General features: G+C 53.0%; 18 protein-coding genes. 4 read left to right on the top strand and 14 right to left on the bottom strand.

Going from position 1 to position 21114, the window contains the following annotated elements; genetic code table 11:
• Nucleotides 1-36 precede the first annotated feature (36 nt).
• The 6 genes from V8I28_RS07755 to cdaA all read right to left on the bottom strand — a co-directional run bounded on the left by V8I28_RS07755 (nt 37) and on the right by cdaA (nt 6699).
• A complete protein-coding gene (locus V8I28_RS07755; protein ID WP_341779707.1) occupies nt 37-741 on the bottom strand; it encodes a glucosamine-6-phosphate deaminase in 705 nt (234 codons plus the stop codon).
• Nucleotides 742-952: 211 nt separating this feature from the next.
• Complete coding sequence (locus V8I28_RS07750) at nt 953-1075, bottom strand: hypothetical protein (RefSeq protein WP_255459908.1); 123 nt, start codon at nt 1073-1075, stop codon at nt 953-955.
• Nucleotides 1076-1391: 316 nt separating this feature from the next.
• On the bottom strand, nt 1392-3209 hold the full coding sequence (glmS, locus tag V8I28_RS07745) for a glutamine--fructose-6-phosphate transaminase (isomerizing) (protein WP_341779547.1): 1818 nt from the start codon (nt 3207-3209) through the stop codon (nt 1392-1394).
• Nucleotides 3210-3494: 285 nt separating this feature from the next.
• Nucleotides 3495-4850, bottom strand: coding sequence for a phosphoglucosamine mutase (gene glmM / locus V8I28_RS07740; protein ID WP_341779546.1), 1356 nt, complete (start codon nt 4848-4850; stop codon nt 3495-3497).
• Between the two features lie 32 nt (nt 4851-4882).
• Nucleotides 4883-5851 (bottom strand): CdaR family protein, encoded by a 969-nt coding sequence (locus tag V8I28_RS07735; RefSeq protein WP_341779545.1) that lies wholly within the window; start codon nt 5849-5851, stop codon nt 4883-4885.
• Nucleotides 5851-6699, bottom strand: coding sequence for a diadenylate cyclase CdaA (cdaA, locus tag V8I28_RS07730; protein WP_341779544.1), 849 nt, complete (start codon nt 6697-6699; stop codon nt 5851-5853). Before cdaA ends, V8I28_RS07735 begins: the two co-directional genes overlap by 1 nt.
• A 246-nt stretch (nt 6700-6945) precedes the next feature.
• On the opposite strand from cdaA, the gene V8I28_RS07725 reads away from it, so the two are divergent.
• Nucleotides 6946-7611: a DUF1361 domain-containing protein gene (locus V8I28_RS07725; protein ID WP_341779543.1), complete on the top strand. Its 666-nt coding sequence runs from the start codon at nt 6946-6948 to the stop codon at nt 7609-7611.
• 537 nt (nt 7612-8148) lie between these two features.
• Here V8I28_RS07725 and V8I28_RS07720 read toward each other — a convergent pair.
• Complete coding sequence (locus V8I28_RS07720) at nt 8149-10287, bottom strand: cation:proton antiporter (RefSeq protein WP_341779542.1); 2139 nt, start codon at nt 10285-10287, stop codon at nt 8149-8151.
• Nucleotides 10288-10308: 21 nt separating this feature from the next.
• Nucleotides 10309-11217, bottom strand: coding sequence for a UDP-N-acetylmuramate dehydrogenase (gene murB / locus V8I28_RS07715; protein ID WP_341779541.1), 909 nt, complete (start codon nt 11215-11217; stop codon nt 10309-10311).
• Between the two features lie 302 nt (nt 11218-11519).
• Here murB and V8I28_RS07710 point away from each other — a divergent pair, with 302 nt between their 5' ends.
• Both V8I28_RS07710 and V8I28_RS07705 read left to right on the top strand, forming a co-directional pair.
• Nucleotides 11520-12284 (top strand): exodeoxyribonuclease III, encoded by a 765-nt coding sequence (locus V8I28_RS07710; RefSeq protein WP_341779540.1) that lies wholly within the window; start codon nt 11520-11522, stop codon nt 12282-12284.
• A 25-nt stretch (nt 12285-12309) separates the two neighbouring features.
• Nucleotides 12310-12846 carry a 3'-5' exonuclease gene (locus tag V8I28_RS07705; RefSeq protein ID WP_057733132.1) on the top strand — a complete coding sequence of 179 codons (537 nt, stop codon included), beginning with the start codon at nt 12310-12312 and terminating at the stop codon, nt 12844-12846.
• Between the two features lie 621 nt (nt 12847-13467).
• On the opposite strand, the gene V8I28_RS07700 is transcribed toward V8I28_RS07705, so the two are convergent.
• From V8I28_RS07700 to V8I28_RS07685, 4 genes are all read right to left on the bottom strand, one after another.
• Nucleotides 13468-13977, bottom strand: a complete 510-nt coding sequence (locus V8I28_RS07700) for a GNAT family N-acetyltransferase (RefSeq protein WP_341779539.1) — start codon at nt 13975-13977, stop codon at nt 13468-13470.
• A complete protein-coding gene (gene tsaE / locus V8I28_RS07695) occupies nt 13970-14446 on the bottom strand; it encodes a tRNA (adenosine(37)-N6)-threonylcarbamoyltransferase complex ATPase subunit type 1 TsaE (RefSeq protein ID WP_341779538.1) in 477 nt (158 codons plus the stop codon). Before tsaE ends, V8I28_RS07700 begins: the two co-directional genes overlap by 8 nt.
• A 147-nt stretch (nt 14447-14593) precedes the next feature.
• Complete coding sequence (gene pta / locus V8I28_RS07690) at nt 14594-15571, bottom strand: phosphate acetyltransferase (protein ID WP_341779537.1); 978 nt, start codon at nt 15569-15571, stop codon at nt 14594-14596.
• A 43-nt stretch (nt 15572-15614) separates the two neighbouring features.
• On the bottom strand, nt 15615-16334 hold the full coding sequence (locus V8I28_RS07685) for a uracil-DNA glycosylase (RefSeq protein ID WP_341779536.1): 720 nt from the start codon (nt 16332-16334) through the stop codon (nt 15615-15617).
• Nucleotides 16335-16458: 124 nt separating this feature from the next.
• Here V8I28_RS07685 and V8I28_RS07680 point away from each other — a divergent pair, with 124 nt between their 5' ends.
• Nucleotides 16459-17040, top strand: a complete 582-nt coding sequence (locus V8I28_RS07680) for an LURP-one-related/scramblase family protein (protein WP_341779535.1) — start codon at nt 16459-16461, stop codon at nt 17038-17040.
• A gap of 63 nt (nt 17041-17103) precedes the next feature.
• On the opposite strand, the gene V8I28_RS07675 is transcribed toward V8I28_RS07680, so the two are convergent.
• Together V8I28_RS07675 and V8I28_RS07670 are read right to left on the bottom strand one after the other, a co-directional pair.
• Complete coding sequence (locus tag V8I28_RS07675; RefSeq protein ID WP_341779534.1) at nt 17104-18843, bottom strand: DUF5776 domain-containing protein; 1740 nt, start codon at nt 18841-18843, stop codon at nt 17104-17106.
• Between the two features lie 401 nt (nt 18844-19244).
• The gene (locus tag V8I28_RS07670; RefSeq protein ID WP_341779533.1) at nt 19245-21026 is read right to left on the bottom strand and encodes a DUF5776 domain-containing protein; all 1782 of its coding nucleotides are present in this window, start codon (nt 21024-21026) and stop codon (nt 19245-19247) included.
• Nucleotides 21027-21114 lie beyond the last annotated feature (88 nt).

Here is a 21114-nt window from a genome sequence, read left to right as displayed (position 1 = left end):
GAAAATTAGTAAGAATTCGTCGCCGGTTGACGTTAGTTAGTCCAGCTGACTAGCTGCGGCCTCGTCCAAGATGACGTGAACGTTCGGATGGGTCTGCAAATAGCTGGCTGGTACTTCCGGCGTTACGGGGCCTTGAATCATGGCCGCCACCGCAGCGGCCTTGGCTTCACCGTAGGCCACAATTAGGATTTCCTTGGCCTTTAAAATCGACCCAATCCCCATGGAGTAGGCGTAACGTGGCACCTCGTCTTCGTTATCGAAGAATCGGGCATTGGCCTCGATCGTCGATGGCGTCAGCGTCACCTTGTGTGTCGTTGAGTGAGGATCGGTTCCCGGTTCATTAAAGCCGATGTGCCCGTTTTGCCCTAAGCCCAGCAATTGTAAGTCAATTGGATTTTCGGCAATGATTCGATCGTAGGCTTGGGTAGCCACCGCGGCATCAAGGTTGGCGCCGTCGGGAACGTAGGACTTAGCGAATGGTTTTTGATTAAATAAATGTTGTTGCATGAAGTAATGGTAGCTTTGCGGATGATCTGCCTTTAAGCCGACGTATTCGTCCAGGTTGACGGACGTTAAATGGCTAAAGTCCAGGTCACTCGCCACAAGTTGTTCATAGATCGTAACTGGGGTGCTCCCCGTAGCCAGTCCCAAGACCTTCGCCCCATCGGCTAATGCCTGTTGGAAAATCTTGAACCCAGCTTGACCACCGGCCTGCTTGTCACTGACGATTTGAACGTTCATGTTGGTTAATTGCTTCATTTCATTCAATCTCCCTCTCCTAATGGTATAGCCCAATTATAAATGCTCTATACCAATTTTTCAAGTAAACAGCTCAAATTTTCATGATTTTTTTGAAAGTGCCGAGAAAAGCTCACCCCACCAGTGACTAAGCCACTAAGTCGTCTACCAACCTAACAAAAAAGGATGCTCACTGCGCTAAACAGTGACCACCCTATTTCCGGCGAACTCCCCGTCGGTTAGCGCTTAATGCGTTCTGTTGCTTCTTGAATTTCTCAAACGTAGCGTCCCGTTGTTTTTGGTTCTTATGAGCATCGACTCGTTTCGTATACTTCATGTTGTTCACCTCACTTTTTCAAAGTTTTCATGAATGTACTATACAACGAAAGCTTGCCAGACGCAAGGGAAGTGCTTACTTCTCTGCTGTCCCTCCGCCTGCTATGGGGACGCCTCTCAGGCTGGAGGCGTCCCCATAGCAGGCGAAACCCCTGGCAGGCGTAGGCCACTGGTTTCACTAATTTTAGTGGACAGAACACCGTCATTACGGGAAGCAGTGTGTTAAGTCTACTTTCAACCTTTAGAATTTTAATTTAATCTCAGCCAAAATAAAAACCGCCCAGCAATTGGACGGTTTCGTTTGATTCACTTAAAGGTTATTCAACCGTGACACTCTTGGCCAGGTTCCGTGGCTTATCCACGTCAAGGCCCTTGTTCAAACTGGTGTAGTAAGCCAGCAATTGTGCCGGTACCACACTCAGTAATGGCATCAACATTTCATCAACGTCTGGCAAGACCAGGTCATCCCCGTCGATGGCGAGGCTTTCGCGCACGATGGTTAAGGTCTTGGCACCCCGAGCCATGGTTTCTTGCAGATTGCTCCGCGTCAAACCAGCCGTCTTGGCCTGCGTGATGAAGCCAATCACTGGCGTATCCTTTTCAATCAAGGCAATCGTCCCGTGCTTCAATTCACCAGAGGCGAACCCCTCGGCCTGAACGTAGGAGATTTCCTTCAACTTCAAGGCTGCTTCCAGTGAAACGGCGTGGTCAATGCCCCGACCGATGTAGAAGGCTCGGTTGGATTGCATCAGATAATCGTTGGCAATCTTTTCCAACTTGTCCTTTTCGTCGACGATAGCTTGCATCCCCGTAGCGACCAGCCCTAATTGTTGACGAATGTTAAAGTCCTGGGCCACAATCTGGCCAGTGACTTCACCGAGGGCCTTAGCTAAGATGGCCTCCAAGGCGATCTGTGCCGTGTAGGCCTTGGTTGAGGCCACGGCGATTTCTGGACCGGCGTGAAGCAACAGCGTGTAAGTGGCTTCCCGTGACAACGTGGAGTTTTGCACGTTGGTAATCGTCAGGCTCGGGTAACCGGCATCGTTGACGTTAACCAACACTTCACGACTGTCGGCCGTTTCACCAGACTGGGTCAGGAAGATAAAGAATGGCTTCTCGGACAGCATCGGTTGTTCGTAAGCGAACTCGGAAGACACGTGAACTTCCGTTGGGATGTGGGCGAGCTTTTCAAATAACCGCTTGCCGACTAAGCCAGCGTGGTAACTGGTTCCGGCACCGACGATGTAGAGGCGATCGGCCGCTTCCATGGCATCCAGCAACTTCTTGTCGATCTGTGGGACACCGTGTTCTGACAGGTAAGTTTGGGCCAACTTACGCATCACGTTGGGTTGTTCATCGACTTCCTTCAGCATGTAGAATGGGTAGGTTCCCTTGTCGGCTTCGTCGGCGTTCATGTCCACGTGGAATGGCTTCCGTTCTACCGGATTCCCTTGGGCATCTTGAATGGCAACCTTGTCCGGCGTAATCGTCACGACTTCACCGTCCATCAATTCCAAGAAGTCATGCGTTTCCTTCAACATAGCCAAGGCATCGGAGCAGACCACGTTAAAACCGTCCGCAACCCCGATCAGCAAAGGACTCTTGTTCTTGGCAACGAATAACGTATCTGGTTGTTCGCGGTCCATCATTAGGAATGCGTAGGAAGACCCCTTGAGCAAGCTCAGCGTCTTCAGGAAAGCCGCCTTGGCATCCAAGTTTTCTTCAACGGCGAACTTGTCGATCAATTGAACGACAACTTCGGTATCCGTTTGACTCTTGAAAGGAACATCGCTCAAGTACTTGGCCTTGAGTTCTTGGAAGTTATCAATCACACCGTTGTGGACCAGGTAGAACCGGTCATCGTTGGAGAAGTGAGGGTGGGCGTTGTCCACGCTCACAACCCCATGAGTGGCCCAACGCGTGTGGCCAATCCCGGTTGACCCGTGAACATCGGGGGTCACCTTAGAACGTAATTCGGAAATCCGGCCCTTGGTCTTCACCAGATAGTCCTGGCCCTTTTGATCGTTCACGTAGATTCCGGCCGAATCGTAGCCCCGGTATTCGAGCTTTTCGAGACCATTCAGTAAGATTTTAACGGCATTGTCATTACCAGTAACACCAACAATTCCACACATAAGTTTTCTTCCTTTTCTCGACGCCGGTCCCAGCAACCACTGAGAGGGTCGTTAAATTAATTAGAAATGTATCTGTTTTCTTTGAAATTGGTATAGACTGAAACGTTTTGAAAAACATTTCTGAATGTCTTTACTCTACAGCGTTTATCGAGGGTTGTCAATCAAAAAATACCGAACTGGTATATCATAATAATTATACCGGTTTTTCATGAAAAAGGCGCCCTACCAACGTGGCAAGGTGCCCTCTTTCATGGTGCTTTACAATCTACTTAATTGCGGCCGACGTTAGTCAACCCCGACTTCGGTCCGAACCACTTCGGCAATCCGTTCAACGTAGGTCGTCACGGCTTCCTCGGTTGGGGCTTCAGCCATGACCCGTAGTAATGGTTCAGTCCCTGAAGGGCGAACTAGGACGCGACCGTCGCCGGCCATTTCCTTCTCCACCGTGGCAATGATGGCCTGAACCTTAGGATTCTCCTGGGCGGCCTGCTTGTCGGCAACCTTGATGTTCACCAACTTCTGTGGGTAGGTGGTCACATCGGCGGCCAATTCGGACAACTTCTTGCCCGTCACCTTAAGGATGTGGAGCAGTTGGAGACTGGTCAGAAGACCATCCCCGGTCGTGTTAAAGTCTAAGAAGACCACGTGGCCGGACTGTTCGCCACCAAGATTATAGCCGGACTTCCGCATTTCTTCAACGACGTAACGGTCCCCGACCTTGGTCTTCACGGACTTCAGGTCGTGGGCGGCCATGGCTTTGTACATACCCAGGTTACTCATAACAGTGGTCACAATCGTATCCTTCTTCAACCGGCCATGTTCCGCCATGTATTTTCCACAGATGTACATGATCTTATCGCCATCGACGATTTGACCATTTTCATCCACGGCGATACACCGGTCGCCATCGCCATCGAAGGCCAGCCCAATCTGAGCGCCCTTCTCAACCACGAACTTTTGTAATTGCTCGGGATGGGTCGACCCCACCTGATCGTTGATGTTCAGGCCATTAGGCGTGGTGGCAATCGTATCGAAATCAAGGTTTAAGTCGGCGTATAACCGAGAAACCAGGCCACTCGTCGCCCCATTAGCGGAATCCACGGCGATGTGTAGGCCTTCCAGGTCATCGGCAATGGTCTGTTCCAGGAATTGAATGTACTTCTGGCTACCCTCGGAGTAGTCTTCAACGGTCCCCAGACCATCCGTAGCGGGCCGTGGCAGGTCGTCACTAGGTGCGTCCAGCAAGGCCTCAATCTCTTCTTCCATCTCGTCGGACAGCTTGTAGCCGTCATTCCCAAAGTATTTGATCCCATTGTATTCAACGGGGTTGTGGGAGGCCGTGATCATGACCCCGGCAGCGGCACCTTGCGTCCGTACTAAGTAAGCCACGGCCGGCGTGGAGATGACGCCTAAGCGGAGCACTTCGATGCCGACCGATAAAAGACCGGCGACCAAGGCATTCTCCAGCAACTGACCGGAAATCCGCGTGTCACGGGCAACCAAGACTTGGGGATGCTTGTTCTCACTATCCGCGTGTTGGGTCAAAACGTAGCCGCCAAACCGACCAACTTTAAACGCTAATTCTGGGGTTAACTCTTGGTTCGCAACGCCCCGGACGCCATCAGTTCCAAAATACTTCATCGTAATCTTCCTCATTTCTCAAACAATTTTCGTTAATTTGCGGTGGCTTTGATGGTCACCTTAATGGTGGACGGATCGAAAGCCGTCACATTATTATCACTGGTATCAAGGGTTACCGTCTTCGTGGTATTGTTCTTGACGTCACTCACATCGACGTCAACGGCCACGTTATCGAGATCCTTGAGCTGCGAGGCACTCCCATAGGCGGTAACTTTGGAAACATTACTGGTTAGTTTATACGTCGTTCCGGACGACCCATTCTTCGCATTCAGGTCTAAGCCAACCTTCTTGCTCTCGCCATCCGAGGTAATCGGCAGGTTCGCCGTGGTCGTGGACGGCGTCAAGATCACATTGACCGTATTGCCACTGCTATCCAACGCCTCAATCACGGCCTGACTGTTTACCGTCTTCTTGGTATTCTGGGGAACCGACAGCTGCGCGATGACTTCTTTAATCCGCGAAATCTCGTTGGCGGCGCCGGTCGCTTTGACCCGCGTCACGTCCGAGGTGGCCTTCCCGGCCGAGTAGCCCGCCGCAATATTTTGACTGTTGTAGCGGACCTTGACGGGGTACGACACCGTCTTGCGGGGTTCAATATCCACCGTAATCTTGGCCGGTGAAATACTGGACTCAATCTCATGGTTCAACCCCTCTTGATGGAGGGTCACCCTGTGCTTACCCACGCCCAGGTCACTCAGGGCCGCATAGACCTTGAAGTTCTGGGTATTCGCGGTCGTGGTGACCAACGCCAGCGGCCCGCGCAAGGTCACCTTGACCTTCTGTGGGTACCCCGTCACGAAGTACTTATTGCTGTTGACGTTGAGTTGTAAAGGGACCGACACCTTCATGGTCTTAGTCGCCGTCAACGAGGTATTATTGGTCGAACTCGTTGACTGCGTACTGGTCGACGACTTGGTGCTGTTGACGTAGAAGAACAGCAGGATAGCTAGGATTAAAGCAAGGATGCGGTACAGCCACGTTGTGTAACGCTCGTTTTTCATTAGCGCCGCCCTCCTCTGAACCGTTGATCGAACCAATCCAACGCCTTAACCAAGACGTTGCCGTTGTTGGCCGCTTCTTCATTAACCAATTCATCACGCAAGAACTTCAGATAATCCGCCTGGGTCAATCCCCGCAGTAATTCATTGTTCTTGGTGATCGACACTTCACCGGTCTCTTCGGAGATCACGATCGTCAGGGCGTCCGTGACTTCGGAAATCCCAACGGCGGCCCGGTGTCGGGTCCCCAATTCTTTAGGAATCAGGTTGCTTTCGGATAACGGAAGATAGGCCGCGGCCACCGCAATCCGGTTGTCACGGATAATCACCGCCCCATCGTGCAACGGCGTGTTGGGGATGAAGATGTTAATCAGCAATTCACCGGTTAACTCCGCATCTAGGTCGATCCCCGTTTCGATGTAATCTTCCAGTCCCGTATCACGCTGAATGGTCATTAACGCCCCAATTCGACGCTTAGACATGTACTGGATGGCCTTGTCGAGGCCCTCAATCATCCGGTTGGCCGCCTCATTTTCATGGCGAATCCGCACGAACAGCGACCCTCTACCCAGGTGCTCCAGTCCCCGCCGAATCTCGGGCTGGAAGATGATGATGATGGCGATAACCCCCCAGTTAATCACCTGGTCGACCAACCACGACACCGTGTTGAGTCCCAGGTAAGAACTGACGAATTTCACCAGCAAGATCAGGATGACGCCCCGGAAAAGCTGAATGGCTTTGGTGCCCCGTAACATCACGATCAATTCATAAATGACAAACCAGACGACCAAAATGTCGAGTAGGTTGACTAAATTTCCTATTGTAAGGAGATTGCCCCAATCCAGGTTCATGACTTTCCCTCCAAATTGAATTCAGATTTAATTATAGCACGGGGCCGCTGACATTTCGCCCCGAATCCTCAGAATGACCCGCAAAACCCAAGTGAACGTCCTAAATTTTACGGAAACGTTAAGCTCCGCACAAATCGCGCTTTTCCTAAAAATATTCTGGTAAACTAGAAGTCATATTCTGTTCGTTTTAGCCGCAAAGGCTGTAGAATAGAGGTAGATATCTGATGAAAGGATGGGTGATGGCTAATGAATCGGCGGGCCCGCTGGGAAATTCGAATATTCTTTGTCGCCTGGCTGATTTTCCTGTACTTTCGGGCCAAAGACCCCTTCTCCTTCTTATTGCTGAACACCTTCCTCGGTTACATTCCGATTGAGCTCAGCTTCCACCTGGGCCAAACCAAGCCCAAGAGCGCCTGGCTGTTCTGGCCGCTAGTGCTGCTATGGCTCCTATTCTACCCCAACGCCCCGTATTTGCTGACGGATCTGTTTCACCTCTCGTTGCTACGGCCGTATGCGTTGAGCGGACTACTCCGAGTCACACCACACCTGTGGATCTACTTTACCTATATGATTATCAGTGCCATGAGCTGTACGCTACTGGGCTTCTGGAGTCTAAATTACGTGAGCCAAGTCATCAGCGTGCGAATGGCCAAGGGCAATCGCATCGTCCGAGTGACGGTAGTTCTCCTGTTGACCTTCCTAACCTCGGTGGGCTTATACATCGGGCGCTTCCTGCGAATTCACACGGTCTACCTGTTCATTAACCCCGAGCAGTTCATCCGACCCATCATGGACATGTGGACCAGCAATATGTGGATTTTTGTGGGGTTGCTCACCTTCATCCAGCTCTTCTGCTACTGGATTCTCTATTTGATTATGCACAACAGCCGGCAAGATAAGTTACCCGATTAGACTTCGCGGACACTGACCATTTAACGTCGTGTCCTTTTTAATTGGCGTCATCACCTGGTTCCGGCAAACTGTCGGACCAGCCACTACTTTTCAGACTATGCTAAAAGCGGTCGAGACCACATCTCGACCGCTTTTAGGTTATTCAAACTAAAGGTTGAAAGTAGAACTAACGCGCTGATGCCCGGAACGGCAGTGTTCTGTCCACTAAGATTAGTGAGACCAGGAGCCTGCGCCTGCCGTAAGTGAGCCAAATATGGGTTCAGCCGTGGGAGTTCCCTTAGTGGCACGGCTTCATGCCGCTTAGGGAACTGGCGCCTTTGAGACGTGATTTCTCGGCCCAAAGCGAGATGTCGAGACCACACTGTGGCGCGGCCCGTCCGCCCACCGCGATCCAACCCCTATTTGGCAATATGATAAGGCGGTCGCTTTCCACTACGAAATTGTAAACGACTAAACTTAACGTCATGAGTTGCGCGATGACCCTAGTTTTAGTCGATTTCTATCTTTCGACCTTTAGTTATTCAAATTTAAAGGCAACTAATCCGCGTCCTCATCGCTCAACGACATGACCAACACGTTTTCCGCGTAGTTGACGTATTGCCGGAGGTGGGTCGCCTTGGTCCAGGTAATGTTACCGGCTTCCAGCAACGACTGAATCCCGGTTCGCTCGGCTCCCAATGCCCGGACCCGCAGCTTATTAATCTGATGTTGATAATCATCGTTTTTGTGCGGGGCCGTGGCTGCTTTGGCCCGTTCAATCCGATTACGGTACTGAACCAGCAAGTGATAGACGGCTTGATTATCAAACTGAGTTTCGTCAATATCCGTGCGGGCCAGATATTCCGATAGCGCCTTAATTGCCGCCTTGGCCGTCTCGCGTTCAATCAAATTATTTTCCGCGTGTAACCGGTCGGTATCTTCGGAGTGCAACCAGTAGGCCGCGTCCCGCCATAAGTGTTTGAAGAACCGGCGCCAATAATTCATGACCCCCGGCACGGTGCGCCCGGAGAACTGGGTCAACCGGCCTTCAAGATTTTCAATTCGGCGCAACGCTCCCACGTAACTGGTCTGGGTAATCTTTTCGCCCTGCCGCAGTTCCTTCAGCGTGGCGCGTTCGCCATCAATCGCGACCTGCCGCAGCTTCAATTCGTCATCCAAGACCTTTTGCATGACCGTATCCGCCCGGTAACTCATTTCCAATCGGCGAATAATGAACTGATAATCCAAGATTAAATCGTACGCTGCCCGCTGATTGTTGGGCCGTCGCAGCTCCTCAATCTTGGAAATGGCCAGGCGCATGATGTAGGCTCGGGCCTCCTCTTCACTAATCTGCCGAACGGGTTCCTCGGGGAACTCTTCATCCTCTTCATCGTCAAGATTCAAGTCGTTGGCAATGTCATCGCTGGCACTGGCTCGCGTCTGCAAGGGCTGCTTATCCGTGGAAATCAACGGCAACATGATGGTCGCTGCCACCAGACTAATGATAATGACCCCGGAGGCCACGAACAGCATCAGTGCTCGGGCCGGAAAGCTCGCGCCACTGGCAATTACCGTGGGCACGGACAGCACCCCGGCCATGGTCACGGCGCCCCGGACCCCGGACAGACCGGACAAAATGGCCGTCCGAAAGCTAGGCTGTTCGCCGCTACGATTGTGGGTTATCCGCTGGAACAGGATGTACCCGTACGTCCATAACGTCCGAATGCCGACTAGGACCACCCACGCCATGAAGGCAAAGAACAAGGCTTGCCAGGTGTTGAACTGGCCGCCCTTGATGACTTGCGAGGTGGCCACCGGCAACTCGATTCCCAGAATCACAAAGACAATTCCGTTTAATGAATAGATAATAATATCCCAAACTTTTTCGGTCACCAATTTTAATTCCGGTGAATCCTCCACGATCCGACTCTCCCGGGCGTGGAACAGGACCCCGGCCGTCACCACGGCAATCACGCCGGACGCATGGGTAATCTCTTCGGTTACTAAGTAAATCACAAACGGCGTGGCAATCTGCAACACCGTGTTAAAAATCACATCGTCAATCCCCTGCCGGCGTAAAATATCCATTAACAGTTGGATGGCCGTCATGAAGATTAACCCGGACAGAAAGCCCACGATACTAATATAAATGAAATCTCCGACCGCGGTTCCGACCGAGAAAGCTCCGGTCACGGTTGCCGCGATGGCGTATTTAAAGGCAATCAGGCCACTGGCATCGTTGATCAAGCTCTCGCCACTGACCAGATGCATCAGGCTGGCCGGTAATTTAACTTGTTTAGAAATCGACTGCACCGCCACCGGATCGGTTGGCGACAGGATCGCCGCCAGGGCAAAGGCCACGGTCAGCGGCATCTTAGGAATCAATTCGTAAATCAGAAAGCCCCCCAACAGCGTGGTCAAAAAGACCAGCCAGATGGCATTTCCAAAGATGGGCCCCCGCAACCGCCACAGCTCACGCTTGGGGAAGCGGCGACCATCGTTATACAGTAATGGGGCGATAAATAACAGTAAAAACCAGTCAGTCTCCAGTGGCACTTCGAACTGCCACACCAGCGCGACCACTAAGCCTAACGCAATCTGAATCAAACTAACCGGAATAAACGTGAGGTAGTGACTGATAATATTGGAAAATAGGACCAGGACAATTAACAGAATCACTGCTTCAACTATAGGCACATAGGGTTCCCCCTTCTTCTCTTAGTCTTGAGTTGGCTCTTCGCCAATAATCCGAACTTCGGTTTCCAAATGAACTTGGTTTTCACGCCAGATGACCGCCTGAACGTGGTGAATCACGTTTAAATAGTCCGTGGCGGTGGCGTGGTCGACGTTGACGATAAAGCCAGCGTGCTTCATCGAGACCTGCGCGCCCCCGAGTTGAAAGCCTTGGAGTCCAGCTTCCTGAATCAATTGGCCGGTGTAGTGACCGGTGGGCCGCTTGAAGACACTCCCACAGGATGGCAAGTCCAGCGGCTGTTTGGCGGCACGCCGGGCGTTCAAATCATCCATCTTCGCCTGAATGGCCACGCCATCCCCGGCCTTAAGCGTAAAGGTCGCCGACAGAATAATATCGTGATAATCCTGAACGGAGCTGTGCCGGTAGCCGAAGTCGAGCTCGGCAGCGGATAACGTCCGAATTTCACCGGTAGGCGTCAACACTTCCGCGGAGGTGACGACCTCGCTGATCTCACCACCATAGGCGCCGGCGTTCATGAAGACCGCCCCCCCGACACTGCCGGGAATGCCCGCGGCGAATTCAACGCCACTCAGGGCATGGGCTTGAGCCACCTGCGTCGTCTTAATCATCGCGGCACCGGCTTCGGCGGTTACCGTATTGCCGGTGGTCGTAATCGTCTTCATTTTCGTTAAAATCATAACCAGGCCCCGAATGCCCCCATCGCGAACAATGAGGTTGCTGGCATTACCGACCACCGTGACGGGTAGCTTTTCCTGATTGGCATAAGCTAACAGAGATTTCGTCTCCTGCACGTTTGTGGGAAAGGCCAGATAATCCGCCGGTCCCCCCGTCAGTGTATGCGTGTAGTGCGCCAAAGGCTCATTCCGCAAAATCTCGATCGCTGGAAATGCCGCTGTAATCTCTTCCATCATGTGTAAGTTCCCTTCGTTTCTCCAAAAGTTTGCGCCGTCTCAACCGCTACCGGCCGCAACGCGCAACAGTCATAGACCTATTTTACCATGGAACCCCCAATCACCGCACGTTAGGGGCGTTGATTCTCGTCAAAAATGCTGATTTTGCCAAATTCTCCTCTCATTCTAGCCCTAGCCTGGCACAAATACCATTAACATCCCGTCCCTATCTCTCACGGTCGGCGATACTTTGCGACGAGCGCACACCCCCGCTTGACCGTTAACTTCTGGTATACTGGAAGGTATCAGTTGGAGGTGCCATCATGAAATTTATTTCGTGGAACGTCAATGGCTTACGGGCCATCGTGAAAAAGGGTTTTGTCGAGACATTTACGGACCTAGATGCCGACTTCTTTGGCATTCAGGAAACCAAGCTACAGGCCGGTCAGATCGACTTGGACCTGCCCGGATACTATCAATATTGGAACTACGCCGAACGCAAGGGTTATTCGGGGACAGCGTTATTTACCAAGCACAAGCCACTCAACGTCATCTACGGGATTGACGCACCGGACTTTGACCACGAGGGCCGGACGATTACGCTGGAATACCCCGACTTCTATATTCTGACCTGCTACACGCCGAACTCCGGAAGCGGCCTCAAGCGCCTGGACTTTCGGATGGGCTGGGAGACGGCCTTCCTAGCATTCGTCCAGCAACTAAACGCCAAGAAACCCGTCATCTTCTGTGGTGACCTCAACGTTGCCCACACGGAGATTGACCTGAAGAATCCGAAGACCAATCATAAGAACGCCGGCTTCACCGATGATGAACGGGAGAAGTTCACGGCCCTCCTCGCCGCCGGGTATACCGATACGTTCCGGTACTTCAATCCGGACGCCACTGGCCGGTACTCCTGGTGGAGCTATCGGTTCCACGCCCGCGACAACAACGCCGGCTGGCGCATCGACTACTTCATCACCAGCCAACGCTTGCAAGACCAGTTAAAAGACGCTAAAATACTAGACCAAGTCATGGGGTCCGACCACTGTCCGGTCGAACTCGACATTGACGGCTTAACCGTCTAAATTACTTTGAAGGGAAGATGACCTTTTGAATTTCGTTGCTATGGACTTTGAAACGGCGAGTGGTAAACGATACAGCGCCTGCTCCTTGGCGTTAACCATCGTGCGCAACAGCCAGGTGGTCGATGAATTCTACTCACTAATCAAGCCAGATACCGATTTCTTTTGGCGGAATGTTCAAATTCATGGGATTCACGAACGCGACGTCGCCAACGCCCCGGCCTTTCCGGAGGTCTGGGAGCACGTCGCCCCATTCTTCCAGCGCGATCGGCTCGTCATTGCCCACAACGCCCCCTTCGATAACGGGGTGTTGCGTAGCACGCTGGAACACTACAATTTACCCACGGCCCGCTACTTGACGCTCGATACGGTCAAGACCAGCCGGAAGTTTTTCCCGGAATTTCCCAATCATAAACTAAACACGGTTTGCGATGAGCTGGGGATTGACCTCCACCACCATCACAACGCGTTGGACGATAGCTTGGCCTGCGCGAATATTCTTCTGTACGAGGCCAACCACTTCGGCACCCAGCCGCTCAAGAACTTCGTCACGGTCAACGCGTAACGACCAGTGGACTGTGACGTGCTGTCCGCCTTCCGCTCGCACCTTATGAGCTGTTCAAGATCAGCTAAGTCAGGCGTCTGCGGCTGTCAGGAGTTCCGCCTGCTGTGGGGGACGGTTCCAGCCAAGGAACGGGCTTCCACCTCGCTCAGAAGCCTTGCCAAGAACGCAAGTCTTCCGAGTCGCCCCATGCTGTAGGCTGAGACAAAACCTCAGCCAACACCATCGACACGGCTGGCTCCACTCCTGACCTCTTCCGACACGGTGACGGTTACAGCAGACATGGCGTTCCCATACGGCGTATCTGCCGATGATTGGAACCAGTCATGGCTGACCGCATCACACGTAGCCGAGAGCGAAGCCCCAGATGAGCTCAGCCGTGGGATTCCCTTAGCGGCTGGTTCTCGCCGGTTAGGGAATGGCGTCTTTGAGACGTTCATTTTCGGCTCAAAGCGAGTTGCGAGACCGCGCTTTGGCTCGAAACGTCCGCCCACCGCGTTCCAGCTCATCTGGGGCGAACGGTAGGCGGCCAGCTTCCACGTTAAACCGAGTCTGACGCTTGATCCTCAAAGACAACCAAAAACCGGCAGAGACTGTACGCCGTCTCTACCGGTTTTGTTTGCGCTATTTTAAAGGATAGACCATTTCCACCGCCGTGACGTGCTCGCCGTCATCGTCCGTCACCAGCTCGGGTGGCGTCGACGTTCGGACGAAGCCCATCTTCTGGTAGAGCTTCATGGCTGGCACATTACGCGTCTGGACAATTAATCCCACCGCCTGCAGCTGACTGGCCGTATTCGCCCAGTATAGGGCCTCATCCACCAGCGCCGTGCCGATGCCGAGGTGCCAGTATTTCTTTTCGACAGCGATTCCCAGCTCGCCCACGTTGCCTTGCGGTGTCGGTGAGATCGACAGCACGCCTAGGAGTTGGTCACCGAGGCTAGCCACCAGCAACAAGTGCTTCGGACTCGCCTTAATTTGTTCCAATTGATCCGCCTCTTGAGCGGCACTGATGGGATCATCGGCGTCCGCCAGGCTAAAAGTATCACTCTCTTGTTGCAAACGTTCTAACAGTGCCAGTAAAGCTTTGGCATCAGCCGCATTCGGCAGGCGAATGGCTACTTCATCACTCATGGGTGGCGTCCTCCAGTTGCTGAACTAATTTTTCAAAATGCGTCCCACGCGGTTCGAACCGCAACGTCCGTTGATTCTCGCCGGCATCATCGTCACGCTTAAAGACGATGCGCAGATAATTTTCCGGTAACTCATCGGCAATGAACTTGGACCATTCCACCACGTTGACGCCGTCGCCATTGAAATATTCATCCAGGCCGAGCTCATCCCCGCCGCCTTCCTCGAGACGGTAAACGTCCATGTGGTACAACGGGATGCGGCCACCCTGATATTCCCGAATAATCGTAAAGGTCGGACTCTTCACGTTACGGGTAATCCCCAGGCCGAGCGCCAAGCCCTTGGTAAAGGTCGTCTTCCCCGCCCCTAAATCGCCATCGAGTAAAATAACATCCCGTGGTTGAAGATTCGGGGCTAACCGTTGGCCGAGTGCCATTGTCGCTTCAGGACTTGTGACCGTTACTTCATACATTTTGCTTTCCCCTTTTGTTCTTAAATTAAGAAACATTGTAATCGCGATGAAAACTCGCCATTACAAATAATACCCGGACTGCTAAAAAATAGCAATCCGGGTACTTAATAGTTCTTGTTTTAAATATTTATTCGTTAAAGCACTTAATTAATCCAAGGATTGCGCCGCCGTAATAATGGCCACCTTGTAGACATCCTCTTCGTTGCAGCCCCGTGACAAGTCGGAAACGGGCTTGTTCAGGCCTTGCAGAATTGGGCCAATGGCTTCGAAGCCACCGAAGCGTTGGGCAATCTTGTATCCAATGTTCCCGGACTGTAATTCTGGGAAGACGAAGACGTTGGCGTGACCGGCCACCTTGGAATCGGGTGCCTTTTGGGCCGCCACGCTTGGCACGAAGGACGCGTCGAATTGAAGTTCCCCGTCCACGGCCAAATCGGGGGCCGTTTCGTGGGCAATCTTCGTGGCTTCTTGGACCTTTGTCACCATGTCACCCTTGGCAGAACCTTTGGTGGAGAAGCTTAACAGGGCCACCTTAGGGTCGATGTCAAAGACCTTGGCGGTGTGGGCACTCTCAACGGCCACTTCGGCCATGCCGGCAGCGTCTAATTCAATGTTAATCGCACAGTCGGCAAAGACGTAGCGTTCATCACCCTTTTGCATGATGAAGGCCCCACTGATCCGCCGAACCCCGGGCTTGGTCTTGATGATTTGTAAGGCTGGCCGCACCGTATCGCCAGTCGCGTGAATGGCTCCAGAGACCATCCCATCGGCCTGGCCCATGTAAACCATCATGGTCCCGATGTAGTTGGGATCTTCCAGCATCTTAGCAGCTTGTTCCGGCGTATTCTTCCCCTTGCGCCGTTCAACCAGCGCGTCTAACATGGCCTTGTGTTGATCGGCTGGAATCGCCGCTGGGTCTAAGATGGTCAGGGGGTTCAGGTCGATCGCATTGTTCACGGCCGTGTCTTGAATCTCACTTTGACTGCCCAGAACCACGGCCTCAATCAGCCCATCGGCGGCTAAACGACTGGCCGCGCCCAGGACCCGAACGTCGGCGCCTTCCGGAAATACAATGGTTTTATGTTGTCCGTTGATCTTTTGTTTAAGACTATCAAAAAGTTCCATAGATGATGACCTCCATAAAATATCCCACGAATCAATTCTGTGCCTATGCTTGTTGGTTAGTTGCGGTGGGTCCATCGTCAGCCGTCACGTGTTCGGGTAACTGCCAATCGATGGGCGTTTCACCCAATGATGTCAATGCGATGTTGGTCTTGGAAAACGGCTTGGAGCCGAAGAATCCCCGATAAGCCGACAATGGGCTGGGGTGGGGCGACTGCAAGACGATGTTGGTCTTGGTATCGATCAACTTAATTTTGGACCGCGCCGCACTGCCCCACAGGATGAAGACGACGGGTTCCGGCCGCTCCGACAATTTAGAAATTGCCGCATCGGTCAGGCGTTCCCAGCCGTGACCCTGATGAGAAAAGGCCTTGCCATACCGCACGGTCAACACCGAGTTCAAGAGCAACACGCCCTGTTTGGCCCATTTCTCCAGGTAGCCGTGATTGACCGGCTTGATGCCCAAGTCGTCTTGCAACTCCTTATAAATATTCTGTAATGACGGCGGCAGTGGCGTCCCCGGCAGGACCGAGAAACTACAACCGTGCGCCTGGCCAGGATTGTGGTACGGGTCTTGCCCCAGGATAACCACTTTGACCTGACTGAACGGGGTCCACTCGAACGCCGTAAAAATATGGTACATATCCGGAAAAATCTGATAGTGCTGATACTCGGAGACTAAGAACTGCCGTAATTGTTGATAATACGGCTGTTCAAATTCCGGTTCCAGCACCGGCCACCAATCATTATGAATAAACGGTTTCATTCCCAACACCTCACGCTTTTATTCTATCATAACCCAGCCGCAAATGATATTGTCGAACGTGACCCGCAAAACATGTTAAAATGAACTTAATCGAGCTGTCACACTTTTTTCAAAGGAGGTTCCCATGCGTAAGTTGTATCTTAATCAGGCCGCCCTATCGGCCAAAGCAACCACAGTGATTCGGGATGCCGATAACACCTCGCGCTACCTCCTGGTGGGGAAATGGGGGTTACGATCCGATGTGCTCTCCGTCTACACCATTGACGGCGCCCTTGAGGCCGAGGTCAAGCAAGAATCGTTGGGCTTATTACCGAAGTTCCGGCTCATCTATCATCGGCAAACCGTGGGCCGCGTCAGCAAGACCTTCGGCGTCATTCGTGAGGTGCTCTTCGTCCGCGGCTTAAACTGGGTGATCATGGGCAACATCACCAGTGGTCACTTCAGCATCACCCACGGCCGCGAAAGCATTGCCAGTATTGACCGGGTCAGTCAGTCCGGCGGTGGAACCATCGCCTTGACCGTCGATCAGCCCGATCACGAAGCGCTGGTCATCTGCCTCGCTTCGATCCTCGATCGCTGGGGCAAGAAGTCTCAAGGGTCGGCGCTCCCCGTCCGTTCGGCGTGGGCCCCGCACGCGCTACCTTCCAACGGCGTCGCGCCCATCATCGACCGGGCCAAGACGCCACGGGACGCGGGTAAAAATTAAACAGAAAACAAAAAACGGCCAGTGTAAAATCCTGGCCGTTTCGTTTACGCTAAATTTCTTGGTCTATTCTGCGATTACTAATTTCTTATTGGCCGTTACATACTGGCCGTTCGTCAAGATCAATCGGGTCGTCTTGCGATAGGTCACCAGCTTCTTTACCTTCAGAACCTGACCCTTCCGGTAATGACGAACCTTGCCCGTCAAGGCCGCCCGTCGATAGCCGTTAACCCCTTGGCGATTAATCACCTTGACTCTGGCCGGCCGTTTGGCGTAATAAACGTTCGTGACGTACGCCGATTTCGCCGTCACGTAGCCCGTCTGACCGGCCGTCTTACTCTGATGGTTGACGTCTCTGACCCGGTACCGCCGATGCCCATTCTTCGAGGTCGCGTAGCCGGTCACCACGAACATCGGCCGTTGGGTCCGCGTTCGTTTGGCATAATAGAACCGACGCGACTGATCGGAAAAGTTCTTGGTACGGTACAGGCCGATCTTCTTCGTGGCATAGACCACGGCATTGATTGGCGCGACGTGATCGCCATCCCCACCGGTCACCACGTCCGGCGCATAGTGAAAGGTCACGGTCTGGGCCGTCGGTGAAAAGGTTCCGGTCACGGCCCCCACCGTCTTGGTGAGGTGGTAGCCGGCAAAGTCCAGCCGTTCGACGGTATATGATTCCCCTAGCTGGCCCGTCAGAATCCGATCGGCGGCTAACGGCTGGCCCTGCTCGTCTCGATACTGAACCGTGACGGGCGCCGCGACTTCGACCGGCGGCACAATTGGTGGCACAACGACCCGGTCGACCGGTTCCCAGACGTAGGTTTCAACCGCACTAGGTCGGTCAGCACCATCGTACAGGCTGATGAGGTCGGCCCCACTCGCGAACCGCTCACCCAGCGGATTCTGGACCGTCCCGGTGCCCACCGCCTGCCAGTCTCCGGTATACCGGTCATCGGCAACCGGCGTATTTAAATTGGTGGCGCTCCTGAAGCGGGACTGCGGACCTAGCGTTAACTGTTCTAGGCTCTTCGCCCTATAAAACAAGGCGCTCCCGTAAAAATCATTTCCCGGCGCAAACTTAGGCAAGGCCACGCGCGTGACCCCGGAGCCGGAGAAGGCATACATGCCACTCCGCAACCGGGCAAATGTCCCGTTAGCGAAGTCGACCGCCTGTAGCGCCGCCGTTCCATTAAACATCGACATCATGTTTATCACCTGCGACGTGTCGAACCGCCGTAAGTCCAGCTGTTGTAACGCCGGCAAGCCATAAAACATGAAGTTCATGTCGGTCACTTGGGCGGTATCGAAATGGCTGACGTCTAGCGTTGTGATCTGCGCATCAAAATCATTGACCATAAACATGCCGCTCATCGTGGTCGTCTGGGACGTCTCAAGTCGCGTTAAATTCTGATAAGCGGTCACGTTGCGTAACTGCCGAAACAGCCCCGTCGCGTTTCGAGGAGCCACCACGGTCCCATCTAAAATGACGCGCGTGACCTGATCGGCCGCAGCCTGTGTGGTGCTCAGACTAGGGACACCGCCCTGTGCCAACACAATTTGCGTTGACAATTGCCCAGCATTGGCCACTAAATTTTCCGGTTCTCCTAATCTGCCGGCACCTAAGTGAAGCGTGCCCTCTGCGGTTAAGTTCCAGTCAACATCACCGTAACGTCCACTGGTGGGTACGGCCCGGACAACGGCGGCCTGTGCGGTCGGCGTCAATGTGGGAGTCCTCACCGTAACCACTGGTTGAAACACACTCAAGCCTAAGACAAGCGCTAACAAGACCCGGACCTTCTTCATGGTTGCTCCTCCTCTCTCGTTGGTGGGAAGTGGAAAGTTTCCATAAGTGTCTGGTGAATCGTTTAATGTTTTAACCAATCTTACCAATCACATGATAACACGGTTCGTCAACTTACCAAACGATTATCACTCGTAAGTTTTGACTTGTGAAATAGGTTCACGTCTCGCCTATTCCGTTCCAGCTTTAATCCCGGGTAATGCTGGTCTCACCGACCGACTACCCAGCGCGCTTCGCGTTATTGTGCAAACCCTAACTTTTTTTACCATCGACGGGCCTCATCTCGTCTATCGTAGGACAATCCTTTCCGCCAACCCGCCGCAAAGATTAAGACCGGCCCACGCATTTTTCGAAATTTGACAGCAAAAAGGCTTCGGAACGGGATTCCGAAGCCCCTTGATGCCTATTCTGCTAGGACTAATTTCTTGTTAGCGGTCACGTACTGCCCGTTGGTAAGCTGGAAGCGCGTGGTCTTATGATATTGCACAATCTTTCGGATTTTGAGTGTCTGTCCCTTACGGTAATGGTGGCGAACGGTCTTCAATGATTTCTGACTATAGGCGTTGATGCCGCGCGCATTGATGACCTTAATCCGTGGCTGCTTGGTTGCGTAGTAAACCGAGATAACGTAGCTCTTCTTCGCGGTGATGTACCCGGTCTTGCCAGCCGTTTTCGACTGATGGTTAACGTCTCGAACCTTGTAGCGGAGATTCCCGTTCTTAGAGGTCGCAAATCCCGTCACCACAAACATCGGTCGATCGGTCCGTTTTGTCTTGGCATACCACTGAATACGCGATTGGTTGGAGAAGTTCTTGGTTCGATACAACCCAATCTTCTTCGTGGCATAGACCACGGCGTTGATTGGCGCAACCGTCGCGGCATCCCCGCCGGAAACCAGGCTCGGTGCGTAGTGGAACGTCACCGTCTGGGCTTGACTGGTAAAGACGCCCGTGGTCGTCCCCTCCGTCTTGGTCAGCTTGTAGCCAGTAAACGTGAGCGGATCGGCGCTGTAACTAGCGCCTAAAGCCCCGGTCAACGTCACGTCATCTGCCAAGCGGTGGCCCTGTTCATCCAAATACTGGACCGTCACGGGTTGCGCCGTCTCGCTCGGTGGCGTAATCGGTGGTGTGGTTGGTTCAGTCACGCGGTTGACCGGCTGCCAAACGTAGGTTTCCACGGTACTTGGATTCGTAATGCCGTTGTACAGATCCGTAATGTCTTTACCCTTCGCGTACTCATCGCCCAGCGGGTTGCCCACGGTCCCCTTGCCCACGGCCTGCCAGAGTCCCGTGAAATCATCGGGCATATCCTGCGGGGGCGTATTTAAACCGACGCCACCTACCTTGTCGAAGCGAGCGTCTGGTCCTAACGTCAGCTCATTGATGATTGACGCGTAGCTAAACATGGACCCACCACCCCAAGCTGCTGGCGGCGCAAAGCGTGGTAACTTGATAATCTGAATGTTACTGGACGCAAACGCAAAGCTTGCCCCAGCGAGGTTCTTAAACGTTCCCTGCGCAAAATTAAGCTGATTAAGCCCCTTCGTGCCGTAGAAGGTGCTCATCATAGTCTGGAGCTGATCCGTATTGAAGCCCGATACATCCAGTTCTTCAACCGATCTCTGACCGTAAAACATAAAGTCCATATTGGTGACGTGACTCGTATCAAAGTGAGAAACGTCAATCGCTGGGGTCTCGCCATCTAAATTTGACGCACGAAACATGCTCTCCATCTTGGTTACGTGACTGGTATTCAATCGATCTAAATGTTCATACGCGGTCACGTACCGAAATTGGCCAAACAGTCCCGTCGAATCGGCGGGTGCAACGACTTGACCATCGAGTACCACCTTAGTGACCTGATCCGCTGCCGACTGGACCTGAGTGGTCGTTAGATCCGTGACCCCCTGAGCCGCTGCAATCTGCGCAGCCAATCGACCAACCAATGCGCCTAAGCTACTGTCCTCGCCCAACGTCCCGGCACCCAGGTGAAGTTCACCACTGGCCGTCAAATACCAATCGACCGTACCATAGGTGCCTTGGGCGATGTTGTCTGCCCGGCTACTCACCGCACTGGTCGTCGCGGCCTGCGCCGTCAGTGGTGCGGGTGAAGCCCCCGTGGTGACCGTCCCCAATCCTACAGCCAGCACCGTCCCTAGTAGTAAAGCGCTTACTCTTTTGTTCATTTTAATCTGCCCCCTCAACTTGCATTGCCCCAATCAATTTTTGTTTACTATAAATATTATTATGATTAAAAGATAACACATCCAATAA

It is taken from the genome of Levilactobacillus sp. HBUAS70063 (genome assembly GCF_038374745.1).
GTDB lineage: Bacteria > Bacillota > Bacilli > Lactobacillales > Lactobacillaceae > Levilactobacillus.
The sequence above is the reverse complement of the archived record's forward strand: the minus strand, read 5'-3'. Positions and strand labels throughout refer to the sequence as shown.

Excerpts from the sequence above, each read along its gene's own strand:
- glmM (WP_341779546.1), bottom strand. The coding sequence starts at position 4,850 with ATGAAGTATTTTGGAACTGATGGCGTCCGGGGCGTTGCGAACCAAGAG.
- murB (WP_341779541.1), bottom strand. The coding sequence starts at position 11,217 with ATGATGGAAGAGATTACAGCGGCATTTCCAGCGATCGAGATTTTGCGG.
- glmS (WP_341779547.1), bottom strand. The coding sequence starts at position 3,209 with ATGTGTGGAATTGTTGGTGTTACTGGTAATGACAATGCCGTTAAAATC.
- V8I28_RS07735 (WP_341779545.1), bottom strand. The coding sequence starts at position 5,851 with ATGAAAAACGAGCGTTACACAACGTGGCTGTACCGCATCCTTGCTTTA.
- V8I28_RS07685 (WP_341779536.1), bottom strand. The coding sequence starts at position 16,334 with ATGAAACCGTTTATTCATAATGATTGGTGGCCGGTGCTGGAACCGGAA.
- V8I28_RS07680 (WP_341779535.1), top strand. The coding sequence starts at position 16,459 with ATGCGTAAGTTGTATCTTAATCAGGCCGCCCTATCGGCCAAAGCAACC.
- V8I28_RS07700 (WP_341779539.1), bottom strand. The coding sequence starts at position 13,977 with ATGAGTGATGAAGTAGCCATTCGCCTGCCGAATGCGGCTGATGCCAAA.
- cdaA (WP_341779544.1), bottom strand. The coding sequence starts at position 6,699 with ATGAACCTGGATTGGGGCAATCTCCTTACAATAGGAAATTTAGTCAAC.
- V8I28_RS07675 (WP_341779534.1), bottom strand. The coding sequence starts at position 18,843 with ATGAAGAAGGTCCGGGTCTTGTTAGCGCTTGTCTTAGGCTTGAGTGTG.
- V8I28_RS07750 (WP_255459908.1), bottom strand. The coding sequence starts at position 1,075 with ATGAAGTATACGAAACGAGTCGATGCTCATAAGAACCAAAAACAACGG.
- tsaE (WP_341779538.1), bottom strand. The coding sequence starts at position 14,446 with ATGTATGAAGTAACGGTCACAAGTCCTGAAGCGACAATGGCACTCGGC.
- pta (WP_341779537.1), bottom strand. The coding sequence starts at position 15,571 with ATGGAACTTTTTGATAGTCTTAAACAAAAGATCAACGGACAACATAAA.
- V8I28_RS07755 (WP_341779707.1), bottom strand. The coding sequence starts at position 741 with ATGAACGTTCAAATCGTCAGTGACAAGCAGGCCGGTGGTCAAGCTGGG.
- V8I28_RS07725 (WP_341779543.1), top strand. The coding sequence starts at position 6,946 with ATGAATCGGCGGGCCCGCTGGGAAATTCGAATATTCTTTGTCGCCTGG.
- V8I28_RS07670 (WP_341779533.1), bottom strand. The coding sequence starts at position 21,026 with ATGAACAAAAGAGTAAGCGCTTTACTACTAGGGACGGTGCTGGCTGTA.
- V8I28_RS07710 (WP_341779540.1), top strand. The coding sequence starts at position 11,520 with ATGAAATTTATTTCGTGGAACGTCAATGGCTTACGGGCCATCGTGAAA.